We start from the raw sequence: 17356 nt of genomic DNA on the forward strand, positions 1-17356 counted from the left end.
AGATATATCAATCGATCTCGATCCGGCGCATCTCCCAGAAGGGATCAGGGACCGCCCCACCGGAGTCAAACCTGATCGCATGCCGGATGGCGCCATCGATGAACCGTTTTGCATCAGGAAATGCGGATCGCAGGTCAGCACCAAGCGCAATCTCCGCCGCAATTGCGGAGGCGAAGGAACACCCGGATCCATGCACCTCGTACGGGTACCTCGGACGGGAGAGGGCGACCTCCCCCTCGCTATCCAGCAGAATATCGGTCGCCTCCGTATCTGTCCCATGCCCTCCCTTGATGATGACCGCCTCGGCCCCGAGCGAGCGGATCACCGCTGCCGCCTCCCGAACATCTTCAAGTGACAGGATCGGGGAGATCCCGGTGATCATCTCCGCCTCCGGGATATTCGGGGTGACGACGGTCGCAAGCGGTACCAACCCGTCGATGAGGAGCGTCAGGGCATCAGATGAGAGAAGGCGGTGACCGCTCGTTGAGACGATGACCGGATCAAGGACGAGCGATGCCCCGTCCGGAAGCGAATCGATGACCGCATCGATCACCTCCACATTCCCAAGCATCCCGGTCTTCCATGCGCCAATGGTAAACTCCTCGCAGAGCGTGGTGATCTGTGCCGCAACCGAATCTCCCGACTGTATCCAGGAACCGGCGACACGCCGGGTATTCTGTGCGGTCGTCGCGGTGATGACGGTGAGGCCGTAGACGCCATACGCTGAGAAGACCTTGAGATCAGCCTGGATGCCCGCCCCCGCGCTTGAGTCGGATCCCGCAATGGTGCATGCGGTCGGAATCGGATCGATGGCCATAGCAGATGATCACTCTTGCCATACCAGAACATCAGTCTTCTGGTTTTGCGCGTCATCGGATGGATGGGGAGAGATCTCCCCGGATCGTAGCGCAGTAGATCACGCATTTATTGCCGCACACGATCAACACCTCGGTATATGGATATTGAAGGATATGTGCGGAGGCATATGCATTCCGGTATCAGCGATGATGACCTTGCAGCCCGCCTCCGTGACCGGATCCTTGAGATTAAAGAGGTCCCGTCAGACTATGCAGAAGCATTCGCACGAGCGGCGATAGAAGAGGTCAGGATCACCAGCAACCTCAGCGGCGATCTCTTCACGTACGAGAAGGCCGGTATCTCCATGGGAGCATTCGGCGTCGGATCAAGGGGGACCGGTGATTTTTATGCGCACCGGAAGATTGCAGAGATCATCGGGGAGACCGGCGCATCCGTCGGGGTCTCCGAGATGGATGACGGCGGGGTTGTCCCGGCAGGCGGACAGTTCATCATCACAACCGTCGATGGGATGCACTCCCGCCTCTCCGACTACCCCTTCCTCGCAGGATTCCATGCGACCCGCGCCACCCTCCGTGATGTATATGTGATGGGCGCACGGCCGGTCGGGCTCATCTCCGACATCCATGTCGCAGATGACGGCGATGTCGCCAGGATCTTCGACTATACCGCAGGGATCACCGCCGTCGGAGAAGCACTTAATGTCCCCCTCATCGCCGGTTCCACCCTCAGAATCGGTGGCGATATGGTCATCGGCGACCGGATGACCGGATGTGTCGGGGTTGTCGGGGTTGCCGATCATATCACCGCCCGCCGCCAGATTCAGCCAGGCGACCTCTTTCTGATGACCGAAGGAGCTGGCGGAGGAACCATCGCTACCGCAGCGATCTACTCCGGCAATGCAGAAGTCGTCGAAGAGACGATCAACCTCCATTTCCTCCATGCCTGCGACGCCCTCATCCGGGATGCCGTATTCCCGGAGATCCATGCGATGACCGATGTCACCAACGGGGGTCTCCGTGGCGATGTCTTTGAGATGGCAGAGACCGCAGGATGCCGGATCATCATCGAAGAGGAGAAGCTCCGTAGTCTTGTCAATCCCCGTGTCCTCGCACTCCTCGACAAACTTGGTATCGACTATCTTGGCGTCTCGCTCGACTCGCTCCTTGTTGTTGTGCCACCTGACGCGGCAGACCGGGTGCTTGAGGTCATCAGGAACCAGGGTGTCGCTGTTGAGATCATCGGCATTGCAGAAGAGGGAGAGGCGGAATCTGTCCTTAAGAGCGGCGGGAAGGAGGTCGATTTCTCCCCGAAGTTCAGGGAGGCTCCCTATACCCCACTGAAAAAGGTCGTCGATACACGAACCGGGGACTTTGAGGCGATGAAGAAAGAGGTGGATCGTGCGGCTGCAGCGGCACGGATGAAGAAAGAGAGGATCCTGAAACGGTTGAGATAGACTCTCCCTACTCTTTTCTTCCACTCACACAGACATTGAAGGCGAGGGAGGGGAGATGCTCCTCGATGAACGGCTCTGCCCTCTGTGCCATCGAGAAGATCCGGGGGGAGAGGGTGTAGTGGGCAAATGAACACCGCCGGGACTCCACATCAACGAACCCGGCTTCCCTGAACATCGCCTCCATCTCACCGCCGGTATAGTAGTTCTCACCAAAATCCCCGACACCGATCTTCCTGTACCCGATCCGCTCGCCCATCCGGTAAAAGAAGGGGACAAGGAGGGTCATCATATTTCTGCCGAGCGTGCAGACTGCAATCTTCCCGCCCGGCTTCAGGATACGGTATGCCTCATCAAGCATCAGATCCGGTTCCCGCAGATAGGTAAATGCGAGCAGGCTTGCGATACTCTCAAAACTCTCATCCTCAAACGGGAGGATATCGGCGGTTCCGACAATAAAGTCGCTCTCAGGACACCGCAGGCGGCCCATCCTGACCATCCCGGGCGAGATGTCAAGGCCAACCGCCCGCCCGCCATTCTTCTGATAATGCTCAATAAAAAGTCCGGTTCCACATCCGAGATCGAGGAGAGGCCCGTCTGCCGAAACCCGATCAAGGACGGTCTGGCTTAAGTGGTGGTGATAGAGCCTCCCCTGCCGGAGATCATACCGCTGATCATAGACCTCTGCCACCTCATCATAATGTGCCTGTACCTTTATCCTGCTCATATCTTCATCTCCGCAAGCCTCGCAAGGAAAGCATTCACCTGGATATATTCATTCCCGGCCTTCCCAAGGAGCGAGTCGGTCTCAGCCAGAAGGAGTGAGAGTGCCGGAGTTGTGCAGCAGACCCCAAGGACCTTCCTCATCCTTGAGAGGAGATCACGCCCTGAGAGGCCATACTCGATCATCAGCGTCTCGGCACTCTTCTGGGCAGCGGTATGATCGCCGCGCCGGATCGCCTCAAGGATCACCTCTGCCACCCTGAGTGTCTCGGTATCGTCAATATCGCCCGGATCGATCATCTCCCCGGTCTCAACCCCGACCTGAAGGGTCATGATCGCCTTGCGGAGATCCCCACGGACAGAGAAGGCGAGGAGGTCGAGATCTTCATCCGATATGACTCCGGTCTTCCCTTCCATCGCAAGGATGGCACGAAGCCGCTCTCCGATGAGCGACGGTTCAACCGGGAGGAAGGAGAGGGGGAGACACCTGGACTGCAGGGGATCGATGAGCGCGGCAGGGCGGGTCGTCACAAAGATGAACCGGCAGGTAGCGCTGTACCGCTCCATCGTCCTCCTGAGGGCATTCTGTGCCTCCCTGGAGAGGGCGTCCGCCTCATCGAAGATGATTACCCGGAAGGCAGTATTCAATGGCTTGATCGAGGCATGCCACCGGACGATATGCTTGAAGTTCGCAAGGACCCCCAGTTCTTTCTTATACAGCGATGTAAACCGGGGATTGGACTCAAGATACGCCCTCCCCTGTGAGAAGAGGGGGCCGGACTGTATCACCGTCACATTCTCAGAGAAGCGATCCCCATAGAAACCCCGCATGAAGGCATCAAGCATCGTCGTCTTCCCGACACCCCGTGGACCGGATACGAGCATATGGGGGAATGATCCTTTATCTGCAAATGACCCAAGCTGCCGCCTGACATGATCCTGGCCGGCTATCTCATCCAGCTCCTGCGGCCGGTACTTCTCAATCCAGAGCATCTGCCAGCCTCCGTCTCATTGCTTCCTTCGCCTCTCTAAGAAACTTCGTGTTATCGATTAAAAGAGCCATCTCTTCGGGATCCCCCGGAGTCACCAAACGGCATGCCTCCGTCATCGCAGGCAATGCCCTCGTCAGCTCATCAACGATGGTGAGGGTCGCCATCCGGGCTGTCCGGGAGAGGGGGTTGAGATCGATGGTGATGACGATCTTCCCCATCCTCCGGAGCGCCTCACAACGGTCCCCATCCTCAAGCGGAACAAGAACGACATCTGCCGCACCGATACCCTTCGGAAGGCAGAGCCCCCGGCCATGCGAGAGGGGGACGAGCCTTTCGTACTCCCCGGAGAGGACCTCGATCCCATGGCCGGAGAGGTAGGTGGAGATCCGATGTATCCTCTCATCGGTTCTGTGGAAGAGGTTGACCTCAACAGCAGCGCCGGATGCCTCCTGGAGATCCCGGATGGCGGGTGCTGCAAGCGCGGCGGTATTCCCGTTCACCGAGATGACAGCCCGCCGTGCCGAGATGAGAAGACGGGCAGCAAGCTCTTCCGCTTCTGCCGCGGCCGGAGTCGTCCTCTCCCCGATGAGATAGTCGAATGCCTCACCCCGCCCGTGGGCCGTCAGCCCTTCAAGGGATGCGATCCCCTCCCGTGCAGCATCTGCAAGCCTCTCCCGTGCGACAAGGGAGCGGTATCGCGGGTGATCTGCGGGTATCATTCCCGGACCTCCAGAACCGCCGGTCCTGCTTCTGCAATCCCGGTCGGGTATACCTTCCCAAACCCGGAGAGGACCGCCTCTGCATCATCTCCGATGGCAAATACACCCTCGCCGAGCATCGTCATACTTGCCGGAACAGAAGCGTCATCACATGCCTGAAGTACCTCCCCGACGACGGGGGTGATCAGCCCGGACGCCTCGGCAAACCGGCGTGAGAGGGAGAGGAAGTCAGGGAGATCGACCGGGCACCTTCCGGGATAGGCACCGGCGATCTGATTCATCACCCCCGGTGACCCAAGGATACCGTCAGTCGGTATCGGGCCTGCACAGAGGCACCAGATAGTATCATCCAGCCCGACCATCCGGTGTACCTCGGTATCGATCCCCGGTCTGGTCCTGCAGACGAGCCCGCCCCCGACCTCGGCGGCCACATCTCCGAGCCCATGGCTGTACTTCACCTCGATCTCATGGGCGAGGAGGGCTATCTCATGGCAGCTCATCGAGAGGGCGAAGAGCTCATTGAGACCGGTCAGTGTCGCAAGCAGTGAGGCGGCCGAGAGGCCGAATCCTGATCCTATCGGGAGTTTTGACTCTGTGGTGATTGATGCAGTAAGATCAAGGCGCTCAAGGGCATATTCGATGGGGGGGGATCCGGTATTCTCGACACCATCCGAGAGGACAAAGATCTCCGTCTCGACAGCGTCGGCGACCGTGGCAGTGACACCCTGACTGGTGACGATCCCTGCACCGACACTTCCCGTGTCCCGGAAGGTCTCCCCGGTGATCCTCCGGAAATATCCGGATATATGGCCGGGTGCCCAGACTACGACAGATGGCGGCATATCGCCTGCGCGACCTCCTCTTTTGTATGAACCGTGTACTCCCTCTCCCCAGTCATCAGAAGAAATGGTGCCGTCTCCGATCCCATCGCTGACGGGGGATTGGCGACCACAAGTGATGCACCCCGTCTGATGAGATCCCGGCCTCCGATGGCGGCATCATCCCCGAGTTTAAACCCGATCGTCCTGATTGAGGGGATGGCAAGGGCGTACTCGATCACCTTCGGAAGGGGAAGGAGGTGGATATCCTGCTCTGTTCCGGATGGTATCTTTCCAAAGATCCGTTCAGGAGCATAGTCTGAGATGGCGGCTGCGCTGATATAGACGGTGATCCCCTTGTCTATCATCCCGATGACGGCATCTTTCATCTCTGCCGCCGTCTCTATCCGGATATTCCGGACCGCAGGAAAGTGATCGTTATGGATGACGGTGACATCCGCGCCAAGCCGGAAGGCTTCATACGCGATGGCGCGGCCCATCTGCCCGGTTGATCGGGTGGTGAGGACCCGGACATCATCGAGCGGCTCCCTGCAGGGGCCGCTTGTGATCACTATCTTCTCTCCGGCAAGGGGTCGTCCGAGGACCGCCCGCTCAGCATAGAGGACGATCTCATCGATGGTAGCGATCTTTGCCTTCCCCTCCTCGATACGGGGAGGGACGAGATCGACCCCAAACTCCTCGAGGGTTTTGAGATTCCGGGTGACAGCGGGGTGGCGGTACATCGAATGGTGCATGGCAGGGACGAGGACGACCGGCTGGCCGCTCCCCAGTGCGGTTGTGGCAAATGTCGTCACCGTGGTGTCATCGATCCCGGTCGCTATCTTTCCGATGGTATTTGCCGTACACGGTGCAATCAGGAGGAGGGAGGCCGCCATCTCATCACCGGAGTAGATGACATGCTCGACATGGCCGGAGATTGTAACAATCGTCTCACGCCCAGTCGCATAGGTGAGAGACGCAGGGTTCAGGATGCCCGCTGCCGCCTCCGACATCACCGCCTGGACGGTTGCACCTTTCCTCCTCAGTTCATGAGCAAGCTTCACCGTCTCGACAGCAGCGATACTCCCCGTCACCGCAAGGACGATCATCTTCCCTTCAAGTGTCCGCCTCATATCAGAACCACATCCAGAACACAATGGCAGATTTGTGGCGCATATTTCTTTACTCTATGCACGGTGACCTCGGCATCATACCCATGCGCTCCGATGATCTCCATAACCATCTCCTCATCAGGACTGAGGGTGTGCAGATGGATGACGGTCCCGGGAGCCGTATGGGGGAGGGCAGATGAGAGATACTCCCCTGAGTCGAAATGCCCCATCATGATACGATCATAGATACCGGAGAGGAGATCGCGGCAGTCTCCGCATTCTGCATGGACTGATGCTCCAAGATGATTGGAACCGATGTTCTTCTCCAGGTAAAAGAAAGAGTCGGGATTGATCTCCATCGCATGGACCACCCCCCCTGCAGTTGCAGCAGGGAGGGTGAAATACCCGATCCCGGCAAACATATCCGCAATCCGCTCACCAGGACGGATCAGGGAGGCAATCCGGCGTTTCTCTTCCCGGTTCCCCTGGGAGAACATCACCTTCGTCGGATCAAGATGATAGAGAATCCCGCTCTCCCGGTGCAGAACCTCCCGGGGAGTCCCGGAGAGGACCTCGTATGACGGAACCCTGCAATCCCCGGTATGTGTCGGAATAAAGAGGATGAACGCTGATGCTTCCCTGGTTGCCACATCATCGATCTCCTCTGCGGTAGGGCGCCTCCCATGGAAGATCACCCCGTCACCAAGCCGCTGGTATCCACGTCCCTTTCGGATGCGGACTGGAAGAACTGCATCACAGGGATACCCGTCCTTCACAGGAACATACACATGATCACCCTCCTTGAATACCCGGCGGCTCCGATCAACCCAGTCGAGGTGATTGAGTGCCCGGAGGGTTTCCAGGGGGACGATCCGTGCGCGCATCAGTATCCGACCACAAAGAGCGTATCGCCGTCCCGGAGGAGATGAACAATACCACCGGGAGGGACCCGGCACCCGTCCGGAGCAGCTATCTCAGCCGGCATCTGTGTCTCTGGATCAAGGACTCCGATGACGGCGCCCTCATGATGCGTCACCATCGCCTCCATCGCATCCCGGGCATGGGCGATGACCCGGACAGATGACTCGTCACGGAAGGTTCGCGGGCCTGAGGTGAGGAGATCCCGTGTCCTGAGGGTATGGCCATCAGATCCCGACACCTGGTAGTACCGCCCCTGGATCTCGACGATATCCCCCCGGATGATACGCGGCAGCCTGATCAGCCAGGTGACCCGGTATAGCCGCTTCCCTTCCTTCTCCCCGACCAGCTTTGGATGCGAGGTGGTCTTTGCACCAAAGAGTGATGTGATATCATTCACAATCGACTGGCCAAACCCGAGGGAGGAGACGATGATATCAAGTCCGTCACGTGATGTCTCCATCGACGAGACGAAGGCAAGCCGCTCACCCCCCTGCTGAGCCATATCCTCGGCCTGGTACGCGATCTCGGCACTCCTCCGGATCTCCCATTCTGACGGCTTTCTTCCCTCGGCCCTCACCTGGATGGTGCCTTCATAATAACTTCCGCTTATCCGGCAGCACCGGTCACACTGCTCCTTCCCCCAGACGATGAGAACTCTCTCCTCTCTGCTCACCGGAAGGCCATAACAGCGGGCAGTAATCGTCAGGATTGCCTGTGTCCGGTTGGAGCTGATATCACGGAGATCTATTTCAATTTCCGGACTTTTCACATCAGGATGGAGTGAAATCCCTGATAATACAAGTGAACGCCCAAGGTCTTCACGTTCCTCCAGACAGTCAGACCAGGTGCTCCCGACTTTTCGTGATCCGCAGGTCGGACAGAGGATCGTCTGAACCCGTGGCGAGATGGTCACCCATTCGATCTCATGAAGCTGGCAGACGCCGCAGAGCCCATCCTCTGATGGTTCACCGCAGCGTGGACAGATTGTCTGTTGTATACTCATAATTCCGGTTATACTATCTGGGCGTGTGGAATGGAATCGATCATCAGACACGAGGAGATCTCAACAAGTCCGAGGGAGATGGCTATATTCACGACCTTCCAGCCGATGATATTCGCATTCGTCGCATGCCTTAGGGCGGCCCTGACCTCATCTTCTGTTGCCGGTTCGCCCCCATAGAAGTCTTCTGTTATGGTGATCTCAAGATCACCCTCTCTAAGCGTCCTGCCAAGAAGTTCACGATCGCAGATTGCAACGACCTTCCCTCCCCCCGGCGCATCATGAATCCTGAGAAACATTTGAGTATAAATGGGTCGTCATGATGCAAAAAGGATCGTGTATCAGAGGGTGATCTCCACACCATAGACCCGTTCCGGGACCTCGGCATGGATGCGCCAGACCGCCTCTTCAGAGAGCCGGCCGGCCTCAAGGTGGCGGAGTGTGAACCGGGGGACGGAGCGTGGACCCAGAACCGAACCGGGGCGGTCCCGTTCATCAATATAGTCACTCTCCATCGTAAACACCTTCCCTTCCTCTGCAGCCTCCGGGATCGACTCATGATTTGCGATAAAGGAAGGGTGAAGCGGGGTGTCGGGGGTTGCAAAATGTTTCACAACCCTGTCGACGGGCATCCCGATACCTTCAGCCATTCCGACGACATCGGCGCAAGGCCCGCTCTCGGCATGCAGCTGGACAGCACAGCCACATTCGGCCGAGAACTGAAGGGCAGAAGCGAGGACCCGGTTGGATGCGGCCCAGACCTCAGCATCCACCTCATAATGCGGCCTGCCGCTTTTGAGGGCGACTGCCTCCCCATTCATCGCATACTCCGCCGCAACACGGAGTGCTCCGATCATCAGTGCCTCAGCATCAGCAAGGCTCATCCGTGCGGTAAGCCGCGAGATCTCCGCCGGATGGACGCCGAGGATGGGAAAGGCAGTTACGCCTGCCTCCCTGCACTCGACAGCAAGGGCAATCGTCTTCTCAAAGACCGGGCGAAAATCATCAGGCCTCACCGCATCAATGCCAAATGACCAGGACGGCTTCGTCACAAGGAAGATATGCGTCCCACCTGAGCGGGCAAACTCCTTCACTGCATTGATACCGATCCCGTTCACCGGGTCGATATGCATATGATCATCGGTGATCGGAAAACGCGGCTTCTGCATATTAATCGATGATGGACATCATGGGATACCCGTTCTCATACCGGAGGGCTGCTGTACAGGTGGCCTCCCCGACTTTCGTCGATATCGTGACATCAAACATCCGCCCCGAGACCTCGGAGTACCCGAAGGGGTTTTCAAGCATGACGGAGCGATCGAGCCGGACCGTTACATCGGTCACATACGGCTGAAGCCGGACAGCCGACTCGATTGCATCTTCAATCGTCTCTGCGGTCTCTGGTGAGACAGGGGTTCCGACGAACTGGTGGTAAAGTGCACCAAGTTTGATCGCCGCTTCAAATACTGCTTGTTCTCTCTCTGTTGGCATATAATCACCTAAATCAGTTTAATCAGACCATGTTTTGGCTCAAAGGCCTCGCCGCCCTGTCGAAGCTTCTCGACCGCCTTCTCGATGGCATCGCGTGAGAATCCTTTCTGGATGAGGGTCTCAACCACCTGATCAACACGGGCGGTGCCGGTATCATCACCGGACTGCCGGATCGTCTCTTTGATACTCCGGATAAGATCCCTGCTCTGCTTCGATACCCCGGTTGCGATCTTATCGATATCAAATGATCCGGTCTGCGGATCATATGCAACCTTCCGGAGGCAGTTGTCCACAATTTTGATCACCCGGATGGCATCATCACGTTCAATCGAGTTGCCAAGACGGGTTCGTGCACTCGCCTCTGCCAGTCGGACGAGCGCTTCAAGCTGCCGGGCGGTCACCGGGACCGGTTTGTCGGGGGAGGCGAGGTTTCTCAGTTTCATATAATAATCGACGAGCGCCTCCCGTGCCTCCTGGGTGATGATCGGAAACGAGTTCCGTTTTGCATATGCGATATATTTCCGAAACATCACCGGGTCAATCTCAGGGGTGACCGGGGCAAGCTCTTTTGTAATATACTCCTCATCAACCCCCTCGATGGGGTGTTTCCGGTGCTGCATGATCAGTTCACCGACCGAGTGCGCCTTGAGGATATGTTGTGCAATCGCCTCATCGCGCTGCTTCTCAGGCTTGTCTGTCATGATGAAGATGAGATCAAACCGGGAGAGGAGGGACGGGGGCATATTGATCTGTTCGGATATGCCGACATACTCATCGAATCGTCCAAGCTTCGGATTGGCCGCACCAAGGAGTGCGCATCGCGTCTTCAGGGTCGCTGTGATCCCTGCCTTGGCAATGGATATCGTCTGTTGCTCCATCGCTTCATGGAGAGAGGAGCGATCATCCTTCTGCATCTTATCCATCTCATCGACTGCGGCGATCCCCATATCCGCAAGGACGAGCGCCCCGGCCTCAAGGGTCCATCTCCCATCCCCGAATTCATCCTTGACGGCTGCGGCGGTGAGACCGGCGGATGTAGCGGACTTCCCCGATGTATAGATGCCGCGGGGTGAGAGTTTCACCACATACCGGAGGAGCTGGGACTTTGCAATACCGGGATCTCCGACCAGCAGAATATGAATATCCCCGCGGAGTGTACTGCCGTCCGGCATCTCCTTGGCAATACCACTGAAGAGCTGGAGCGAGACCGCCTCTTTCACATCATCGTTCCCATAGATCGTCGGTGCGATGGAATGGGCAATCTTTCGGTACAGGTTTGGATCCTTTGAGAGTTCGAGGATTGCCGCCTCATCCTCCTCGGTGATATTCACCTCCTCAAACTCCTTCTCACCAAACTCGATGGAGTTGCATTCAAGATAGATATCAAAGATGGTACTCTTTGCTCCCATCGTCACCCGCTGGATCGATTTCAGGATTCCGTTGATGACGACCCGGTCACCGGGTGCTGCAAGGCCTGCGAGATCATCAGTGACATCGACATCAAGGGTCTGGGGCTGTTCACCACCTCTGAGCCCTTCCGGCGTCTCCTGAATGCGGATCTTCTCGGCATCGATGAACTTTGACCGCATGGGGATAAGTTCCAGTTTCTTCTGGGTGCAGTCTGCCATCCCACAGGCATCAGGCTCGACGAATCGTCCATACGATTGTTCACGGATGGTCATATGCCCTGCCGGACACCGGAAGACCGCCTCAACGAGGCGTGGACGGACCTCTGTGGTCTTCCTGATGATCCCATCAACCGAGACGAAGGTGTTGAGCTGGTCGGATCTGATATCACGGACGAGGGTCTTTCGGGGGAGATTGATGAACCTGATGTTCATTCTGGGGATGATCTCATGTGCATCCTTCCTGGCAAGGAGATTATGCGTCCGAAGGGCATCCCGAACCTCTGCAAAGACCTTGTTCGGATAGCCGAGGAGCTCATCGGCCAGCTTTACACCGGACCTTCCAAACTTCTGGAGTGTCTCGTAATTGATGATAAGAGAGCGTTTATATGGAAACTCCCTCCCGATTGTACGAAGTTCCTGCTTATATTTTTTTGAGAGGAAATCGGCCCATTCCTTTGATTTATCAACGACTTCGATGTCGTATTCCTCATCAGAACTCAATGTTGATCCATCCCTCGTCTCTTCATCGCAGAGAGGACGAATCTGGCGATGAGCGCCTCCATCTGAAGATCACTGTGAGCCCCCTCCGAGATCCGGTAATCGGCTTCACCAAGGTGATCGATCAGCTCCACCTTCAGCATCCGGTCTATCTCCAACGTCAGAATATGTCGGTAGCACTGGCCAAGAAGTTCAGTCGGAGCAATCCCCCGATCGCGAAGGAGGGAGGAGAGATGGCGTTCGGCCCCTTCAAAATCCCCGTCAAGTGAGAGGGAGACGAGCGCCTCTATCTCTTCAGGCCGTGCATTCGAGGTGATCTCATAGATCCGCTCAGCAGTGATATCCGGGGTGATGATGGCAGCGCCCTGGAGTGCATTAATCGCTTTGCGCATATCTCCCTGGGCGATGTAGACGATGGCCGCCGTTGCCTCGGGTGTCACCGTGAGGCCCTCACGTGCGGCGATCCGCCTGACCTCCTCACCGACATCCTCTGCTGTGAGAGGGCGGAACCGGTAGATGGCACATCTGCTCTGGATAGGATCAATGATCTTTGATGAGTAGTTGCATGAAAGGATGAAACGACAGCTCTGGGCATAGTTCTCCATCGTCCTTCTCAGGGCGGCCTGCGCATCGGTCGTCAGTGCATCCGCCTCATCAAGGAAGAGAACCTTGAACGTCGATGCCCCCATCGGGGTCGTCCTGGCAAACTGTTTGATCTGATTGCGGACGACATCGATCCCCCGTTCATCCGAAGCATTCAGCTCACGGAAGTTCATCCCATAATCCTCGCCAAAGAGTTCGCGTGCAAGAGCGACTGCAGCCGTCGTCTTCCCGACACCAGGACTTCCTGTGAAGAGCAGATGCGGGAGGGTTCCCTGCCGGACATAGCTTGAGAGACGCTCAACGATATCCTTGTGGCCGACCATCTCTGAAAGCCGGGAAGGGCGGTACTTCTCGATCCAGATCCCGTGGATATCCTCCATACATGATCATTGGATCCGGAGGCTGAAAATGGATCTGTTCAATCGATACCATCTTGTCCGCCAGAAGCAAATATTTCTCTGATGGAACAAGCGGCCGAACCGATCAGCTGGGTCTTTGCCGGGGAATGTCATGCGGCGATCCGTAAGGGAGACCGCTTCATCACCCCGACGGGAGCACACATCCGCCGACTGTTTATGGTCGGTGTCCTGACCGGGCTGCATGTACTGAGCAGTCGTTCTGTTGAAGGCAGGATCAGCGATCCGACCGGGGGGATCAGCATAACCGTGAACAGATCCTACCCTCTGGTCGCAGATCACCTCGCATCCACCGAGCCCCCGGCATTCATCGCCGTTGCGGGTGAACTCTCCCAGAAAGGGTCCGATGAGATACGCCTGATCGTCGATGCATGCCGGACCGTCACACGGGAGGAGCGCGACCGTTTCCTGCAACTCTGTGCAGAAGATACACTCTGCCGGCTTGAAGAACAGGAGGACCTCTCACCATCCCAGAGAGAGATCGCCGGAATGGTGCAGACTGCTCTTGTGGTTATCAGTGATGCCGAAGAGCAGGAAACCCCTGATAGAAATGAGGCGATGATAGAGATCATCTCATCTGTCTCAGGGCCGAAAGGGGCATCGCTTGAGGATATTATGCGGTTGGCAGGAGATGCCGGGATTGGTGAGGATGAGGTGAAGGCGATTCTCACCACCCTTCTTGAGGAGGGGGAGTGTTATATGCCGACGAATGGAGTCATTCGTCTTTTATGAAGCCACGGTTCCTCCCCGAGGGGCCTGCAGTTCTGATCAGCCGCAGCCGCTCGATCCTTGTGATAGCAGATCTCCATCTCGGGGTCGAGAGCGCACTATCCCGGAAAGGGTGGCATTTCCGGAGCAGAACCGACGATCGCCTCTCCCGGATCATCACCTGCATTGATGATGCTGACCCCGATCTCCTCCTTATCCTTGGCGATCTGAAGCATTCGGTCCCGCAGGTGACATGGCAGGAAGCCCGCGAGCTCCCCCGCGTCCTCGATACAATACGGAGGCGGGTGGATCTCGCACTCCTCCCCGGCAACCACGACGTCGGGATCGAGCGGTATATGGAAGAGGGCGAGCTCCTCCCGAAGAATGGAGTCCTCATCGATGGGACGGGCTATCTTCACGGCCACACCTATCCGTCACCTGATCTTGCAGGCCATTTGATCCTTGCAGGCCATCACCACCCGGTCATCCATCTCTATGATGAGGTCGGCTGCTCCCTCCGGGGGAGCCCGGCGTACCTCCTCGGCGAGGTTGATGAAGAGATTCTCCAGATCCCATCGGTCGATCACCCGACCCGCCTCCTCCTTGTGCCAGCATTTTATGAGTATGCAGGGGGTATTGACATCAGGACGATCCCGGAGAGCGGGATATCCCCCCTCGCAAAGAGTGTCAGAATCGAGACCGCGGAGGTGTTTCTCTCAGATGGAACCTATATCGACACCCTCGGAGCCCTCAGATCCGAATGCAATTTTTGATCAGCTGGATGAAAGGGTACAACAGACCCTCCGGAGAAGAGGTTTCTCTGATTTATCAGAGATTCAGCTCCGGGCAATCCCTCCGCTCCTGAGAGGAGAAGACCAGATACTGATCGCACCGACCGGCACTGGGAAGACAGAGAGTGCCATGCTCCCGGTTTTTCATGCCATTCTGAGAGAAGGGAAATCCGGCGGCTTTCAGGCACTCTATATCACACCCCTCCGATCCTTAAATCGTGATATGCTCTCACGCCTCCGGTGGTGGTGTGGTGAGCTCGGGCTCTCCGTCGGTGTCCGGCATGGCGATACACCAATGGCCGAGCGGCGCAAACAGGCTCTCCATCCGCCGGATCTCCTGATCACAACACCGGAGACGATCCAGTCGATGCTGATGGGGTCACGGCTCAGAAAACACCTTGCCAATGTCAGGCATGTCGTCGTCGATGAGATTCATGAGCTTGCGGATGGAAAACGGGGTGCACAACTCTCAGTCGCACTCGAACGGATAGTTGAGTATGCAGGTGAGTTCCAGAGGATCGGGATATCCGCAACAGTCGGCAATCCAGTGGAGGTTGGTACGTTCCTCTGTGGATCACGATCGTTTGGTATCGTTGAAGTCCCGGTTGCCAGCAGGCTCTCACTCACGGTCCGGTTCGGCGGTGATCGGTTCGACTCCCAGGTGAAGCTGATCGAAGAGAGTATCGATGCTCACCAGGCCAGCCTCATCTTTGTCAATACCCGGTCGGTCGCCGAAGCGATAGGCCACCACCTCATCGGGCGGGGGGATGTCGAGATTCATCATGGCTCTCTCTCAAAAGAGGTACGGATCGATGCAGAGGAGCGCTTTGCACAGGGGGAGATCCGGGGGCTCGTCTGCACAAGCTCAATGGAGCTTGGGATCGATATCGGCCATATCGGGCATGTTGTCCAGTTCGGATCCCCGCGTGAGGTCGCCCGGCTGATACAGCGGGTCGGCAGGGCAGGACACCGGCTTGATCAGATCTCACGGGGCACGATCATCGCAACCGGATTTGATGATCTCCTCGAGTCGCTTGTCATTGCTCACCGGGCGCTTGATAACAGGACCGAGCCGGTCATCCCGCCACGCTGCTCTGCCGATGTGATGGCAAACCAGGTTGCCGCCATCGCAGTTGAACGTGGTGAGGTTGAGACAGAAACGATACAACGGATCCTCAACAAGGCATCCTCCTTCTCCGGATGTGACGATCTCCTTGATACCTGCATCAGCCAGATGGAGGAGCACCGGCTGATCCGCCGGGACGGCGATCTGGTGATCCGAACCGGACGCGCCCGGAAGTACCTCACCACGAACCTCTCGATGATCGTTGATGAGAGGAAGTTTCCGATCATCGATTATGTGACACGGAGGATAATCGGGACCCTTGATGAGTCCTTTGTCATTGGCTGGATCCATATCGGCGCTGTTTTTATTACACGCGGCCGCCTCTGGCGGGTGCTTGAGATCGAGGACGAGAAGATCACCGTCGAACCTGCGCCTAAGAGTGTCGGAGAGCTCCCGTCATGGGAGGGGGAACAGATCCCGGTCCCGTTTGAGGTTGCCAAAGAGGTCGGCCGGCTCCGACGACTCCGGAACTTCTCCGAGTACAATGCGGATGAAGCATCCCTGGCATATATTGGAAGGGTTCTCGGTGAGATGGAGAAGAACCGGACACCCGTTCCAACAGACAGACTGGTCATGGTCGAGCATACGAAAGAGGGGGTTATCATCAATATCTGTGGCGGCCATAAGGCGAACGAGGCACTTGGGCGGGCCCTCTCCATTCTTATATCCGCCAGGTTTGGAACAAGTGTCGGAATCGAGATTAATGCCTACCGGATCTTCCTTCGGCTCCCACGGAACGTCGGGGCGCGTGAGATAGCAGATCTCCTTCATTCTCTCGAAGGAGATCATATTGAGGGGATTCTGAGGATTGCAATGAAGCGGACCGCACTGTATAAATGGAAACTCGTAGCGGTTGCAAAGAAGTTTGGAGCAATCGATGCCGATGCAGAGTATGAAAAGATCAGCCTCCATCGCCTCAGTGAACAGTTTGACGACACCATCGTTGCACAGGAGGTGTACCGCGAGCTATTCAGCAGGTATATGGATGTCAGGGCCGCTGGTGAACTGATAGCAGGAATCAGAAACAATGAGATGGAGGTCCGGATCGGCCCCCTCTCAATTATCGGATCAGAGGGGCTCTTCACATCACAGGATCTCATCACTCCGGCTGAAGGCGACCAGGCGATCATCGGGGCGGTGAAGCGGCGGCTGGACGGACAGGAGATCATCCTCGCCTGCATGCATTGCAGGAACTGGAAACAGAGGACCATCCTCTCCAGAGTCCCGGAGCAGCCAGAATGCCCGAAGTGCAGGGCCCGCCTCATCGCCGCTCTGAAACCATATGAAGAGGAGAATTACCGGCTCGTCCGAAAGAAGAAGAAGTCGGCTGAAGAGAAGGAGATTGAGGCGAAGATGCTCAGGTCAGCCAACATCGTCCTTTCAAGCGGAAAGAAGGCGATGACTGCCCTTGCGGGCAGGGGGGTCGGTCCCGAGGTGGCTTCGCGCATCCTCGCAACCCACACAACCGGGGATGCCTTTTATAAGGAGATTCTCAAAGCCGAGAAGAAGTTCATCGCCACTCATCGTTTCTGGTAAAT

Annotated in this window: 17 protein-coding genes; 4 read left to right on the top strand and 13 right to left on the bottom strand. The window is 57.0% G+C overall.

The genetic code is table 11. The features are described 5' to 3' along the window. Nucleotides 1-7: 7 nt before the first annotated feature. Nucleotides 8-817, bottom strand: coding sequence for a bifunctional hydroxymethylpyrimidine kinase/phosphomethylpyrimidine kinase (gene thiD, locus J2T58_RS02325; RefSeq protein WP_253487124.1), 810 nt, complete (start codon nt 815-817; stop codon nt 8-10). Nucleotides 818-955: 138 nt separating this feature from the next. Between thiD and J2T58_RS02330 the strand changes: the two genes are divergently transcribed. Then, the gene (locus J2T58_RS02330) at nt 956-2272 is read left to right on the top strand and encodes an AIR synthase-related protein (protein ID WP_253487125.1); all 1317 of its coding nucleotides are present in this window, start codon (nt 956-958) and stop codon (nt 2270-2272) included. 7 nt (nt 2273-2279) lie between these two features. On the opposite strand, the gene J2T58_RS02335 is transcribed toward J2T58_RS02330, so the two are convergent. The 12 genes from J2T58_RS02335 to J2T58_RS02390 are packed head-to-tail and all read right to left on the bottom strand — an operon-like array spanning nt 2280 to nt 13157. Next, nucleotides 2280-2996, bottom strand: a complete 717-nt coding sequence (locus J2T58_RS02335) for a class I SAM-dependent methyltransferase (RefSeq protein WP_253487126.1) — start codon at nt 2994-2996, stop codon at nt 2280-2282. Further along, nucleotides 2993-3985: an AAA family ATPase gene (locus tag J2T58_RS02340; RefSeq protein WP_253487128.1), complete on the bottom strand. Its 993-nt coding sequence runs from the start codon at nt 3983-3985 to the stop codon at nt 2993-2995. The genes J2T58_RS02335 and J2T58_RS02340 overlap by 4 nt, the downstream gene beginning before the upstream one ends. Continuing rightward, complete coding sequence (locus tag J2T58_RS02345; RefSeq protein ID WP_253487131.1) at nt 3972-4703, bottom strand: 4-phosphopantoate--beta-alanine ligase; 732 nt, start codon at nt 4701-4703, stop codon at nt 3972-3974. Before J2T58_RS02345 ends, J2T58_RS02340 begins: the two co-directional genes overlap by 14 nt. Further along, the gene (locus J2T58_RS02350; protein WP_253487133.1) at nt 4700-5545 is read right to left on the bottom strand and encodes a pantoate kinase; all 846 of its coding nucleotides are present in this window, start codon (nt 5543-5545) and stop codon (nt 4700-4702) included. The genes J2T58_RS02345 and J2T58_RS02350 overlap by 4 nt, the downstream gene beginning before the upstream one ends. Next, the gene (gene coaBC / locus J2T58_RS02355; protein ID WP_253487134.1) at nt 5527-6654 is read right to left on the bottom strand and encodes a bifunctional phosphopantothenoylcysteine decarboxylase/phosphopantothenate--cysteine ligase CoaBC; all 1128 of its coding nucleotides are present in this window, start codon (nt 6652-6654) and stop codon (nt 5527-5529) included. Before coaBC ends, J2T58_RS02350 begins: the two co-directional genes overlap by 19 nt. Further along, nucleotides 6651-7517, bottom strand: a complete 867-nt coding sequence (locus tag J2T58_RS02360) for a class I SAM-dependent methyltransferase (protein ID WP_253487135.1) — start codon at nt 7515-7517, stop codon at nt 6651-6653. The genes coaBC and J2T58_RS02360 overlap by 4 nt, the downstream gene beginning before the upstream one ends. Then, nucleotides 7517-8557 carry a 60S ribosomal export protein NMD3 gene (locus tag J2T58_RS02365; RefSeq protein WP_253487136.1) on the bottom strand — a complete coding sequence of 347 codons (1041 nt, stop codon included), beginning with the start codon at nt 8555-8557 and terminating at the stop codon, nt 7517-7519. The genes J2T58_RS02360 and J2T58_RS02365 overlap by 1 nt, the downstream gene beginning before the upstream one ends. Nucleotides 8558-8565: 8 nt before the next feature. Then, the gene (locus tag J2T58_RS02370) at nt 8566-8853 is read right to left on the bottom strand and encodes a DUF424 domain-containing protein (protein ID WP_253487137.1); all 288 of its coding nucleotides are present in this window, start codon (nt 8851-8853) and stop codon (nt 8566-8568) included. A gap of 42 nt (nt 8854-8895) precedes the next feature. Further along, nucleotides 8896-9723 carry a TatD family hydrolase gene (locus J2T58_RS02375; RefSeq protein WP_253487138.1) on the bottom strand — a complete coding sequence of 276 codons (828 nt, stop codon included), beginning with the start codon at nt 9721-9723 and terminating at the stop codon, nt 8896-8898. A 1-nt stretch (nt 9724) separates the two neighbouring features. After that, complete coding sequence (locus tag J2T58_RS02380) at nt 9725-10048, bottom strand: dihydroneopterin aldolase family protein (protein WP_253487139.1); 324 nt, start codon at nt 10046-10048, stop codon at nt 9725-9727. A gap of 8 nt (nt 10049-10056) precedes the next feature. Then, nucleotides 10057-12177, bottom strand: coding sequence for a minichromosome maintenance protein MCM (locus J2T58_RS02385; protein ID WP_253487141.1), 2121 nt, complete (start codon nt 12175-12177; stop codon nt 10057-10059). Continuing rightward, a complete protein-coding gene (locus J2T58_RS02390) occupies nt 12174-13157 on the bottom strand; it encodes a replication factor C small subunit (RefSeq protein WP_253487143.1) in 984 nt (327 codons plus the stop codon). The genes J2T58_RS02385 and J2T58_RS02390 overlap by 4 nt, the downstream gene beginning before the upstream one ends. A gap of 81 nt (nt 13158-13238) precedes the next feature. Between J2T58_RS02390 and J2T58_RS02395 the strand changes: the two genes are divergently transcribed. Genes J2T58_RS02395 through J2T58_RS02405 form a run of 3 tightly spaced genes read left to right on the top strand, consistent with a single transcriptional unit; the run spans nt 13239 to nt 17354 of the window. Then, entirely contained in the window at nt 13239-13925 is a 687-nt protein-coding gene (locus J2T58_RS02395; protein WP_253487145.1) for a hypothetical protein, read from the top strand. Continuing rightward, nucleotides 13922-14674 carry a metallophosphoesterase gene (locus J2T58_RS02400; protein ID WP_253487147.1) on the top strand — a complete coding sequence of 251 codons (753 nt, stop codon included), beginning with the start codon at nt 13922-13924 and terminating at the stop codon, nt 14672-14674. The genes J2T58_RS02395 and J2T58_RS02400 overlap by 4 nt, the downstream gene beginning before the upstream one ends. Beyond that, the gene (locus tag J2T58_RS02405) at nt 14622-17354 is read left to right on the top strand and encodes a DEAD/DEAH box helicase (RefSeq protein ID WP_253487149.1); all 2733 of its coding nucleotides are present in this window, start codon (nt 14622-14624) and stop codon (nt 17352-17354) included. Before J2T58_RS02400 ends, J2T58_RS02405 begins: the two co-directional genes overlap by 53 nt. Nucleotides 17355-17356: the final 2 nt, after the last annotated feature.

Source organism: Methanocalculus alkaliphilus (genome assembly GCF_024170505.1).
Taxonomy (GTDB): domain Archaea; phylum Halobacteriota; class Methanomicrobia; order Methanomicrobiales; family Methanocorpusculaceae; genus Methanocalculus; species Methanocalculus alkaliphilus.

Excerpts from the sequence above, each read along its gene's own strand:
- thiD (WP_253487124.1), bottom strand. The coding sequence starts at position 817 with ATGGCCATCGATCCGATTCCGACCGCATGCACCATTGCGGGATCCGAC.
- J2T58_RS02330 (WP_253487125.1), top strand. The coding sequence starts at position 956 with ATGGATATTGAAGGATATGTGCGGAGGCATATGCATTCCGGTATCAGC.
- J2T58_RS02335 (WP_253487126.1), bottom strand. The coding sequence starts at position 2,996 with ATGAGCAGGATAAAGGTACAGGCACATTATGATGAGGTGGCAGAGGTC.
- J2T58_RS02340 (WP_253487128.1), bottom strand. The coding sequence starts at position 3,985 with ATGCTCTGGATTGAGAAGTACCGGCCGCAGGAGCTGGATGAGATAGCC.
- J2T58_RS02345 (WP_253487131.1), bottom strand. The coding sequence starts at position 4,703 with ATGATACCCGCAGATCACCCGCGATACCGCTCCCTTGTCGCACGGGAG.
- J2T58_RS02350 (WP_253487133.1), bottom strand. The coding sequence starts at position 5,545 with ATGCCGCCATCTGTCGTAGTCTGGGCACCCGGCCATATATCCGGATAT.
- coaBC (WP_253487134.1), bottom strand. The coding sequence starts at position 6,654 with ATGAGGCGGACACTTGAAGGGAAGATGATCGTCCTTGCGGTGACGGGG.
- J2T58_RS02360 (WP_253487135.1), bottom strand. The coding sequence starts at position 7,517 with ATGCGCGCACGGATCGTCCCCCTGGAAACCCTCCGGGCACTCAATCAC.
- J2T58_RS02365 (WP_253487136.1), bottom strand. The coding sequence starts at position 8,557 with ATGAGTATACAACAGACAATCTGTCCACGCTGCGGTGAACCATCAGAG.
- J2T58_RS02370 (WP_253487137.1), bottom strand. The coding sequence starts at position 8,853 with ATGTTTCTCAGGATTCATGATGCGCCGGGGGGAGGGAAGGTCGTTGCA.
- J2T58_RS02375 (WP_253487138.1), bottom strand. The coding sequence starts at position 9,723 with ATGCAGAAGCCGCGTTTTCCGATCACCGATGATCATATGCATATCGAC.
- J2T58_RS02380 (WP_253487139.1), bottom strand. The coding sequence starts at position 10,048 with ATGCCAACAGAGAGAGAACAAGCAGTATTTGAAGCGGCGATCAAACTT.
- J2T58_RS02390 (WP_253487143.1), bottom strand. The coding sequence starts at position 13,157 with ATGGAGGATATCCACGGGATCTGGATCGAGAAGTACCGCCCTTCCCGG.
- J2T58_RS02395 (WP_253487145.1), top strand. The coding sequence starts at position 13,239 with ATGGAACAAGCGGCCGAACCGATCAGCTGGGTCTTTGCCGGGGAATGT.
- J2T58_RS02400 (WP_253487147.1), top strand. The coding sequence starts at position 13,922 with ATGAAGCCACGGTTCCTCCCCGAGGGGCCTGCAGTTCTGATCAGCCGC.
- J2T58_RS02405 (WP_253487149.1), top strand. The coding sequence starts at position 14,622 with ATGGAACCTATATCGACACCCTCGGAGCCCTCAGATCCGAATGCAATT.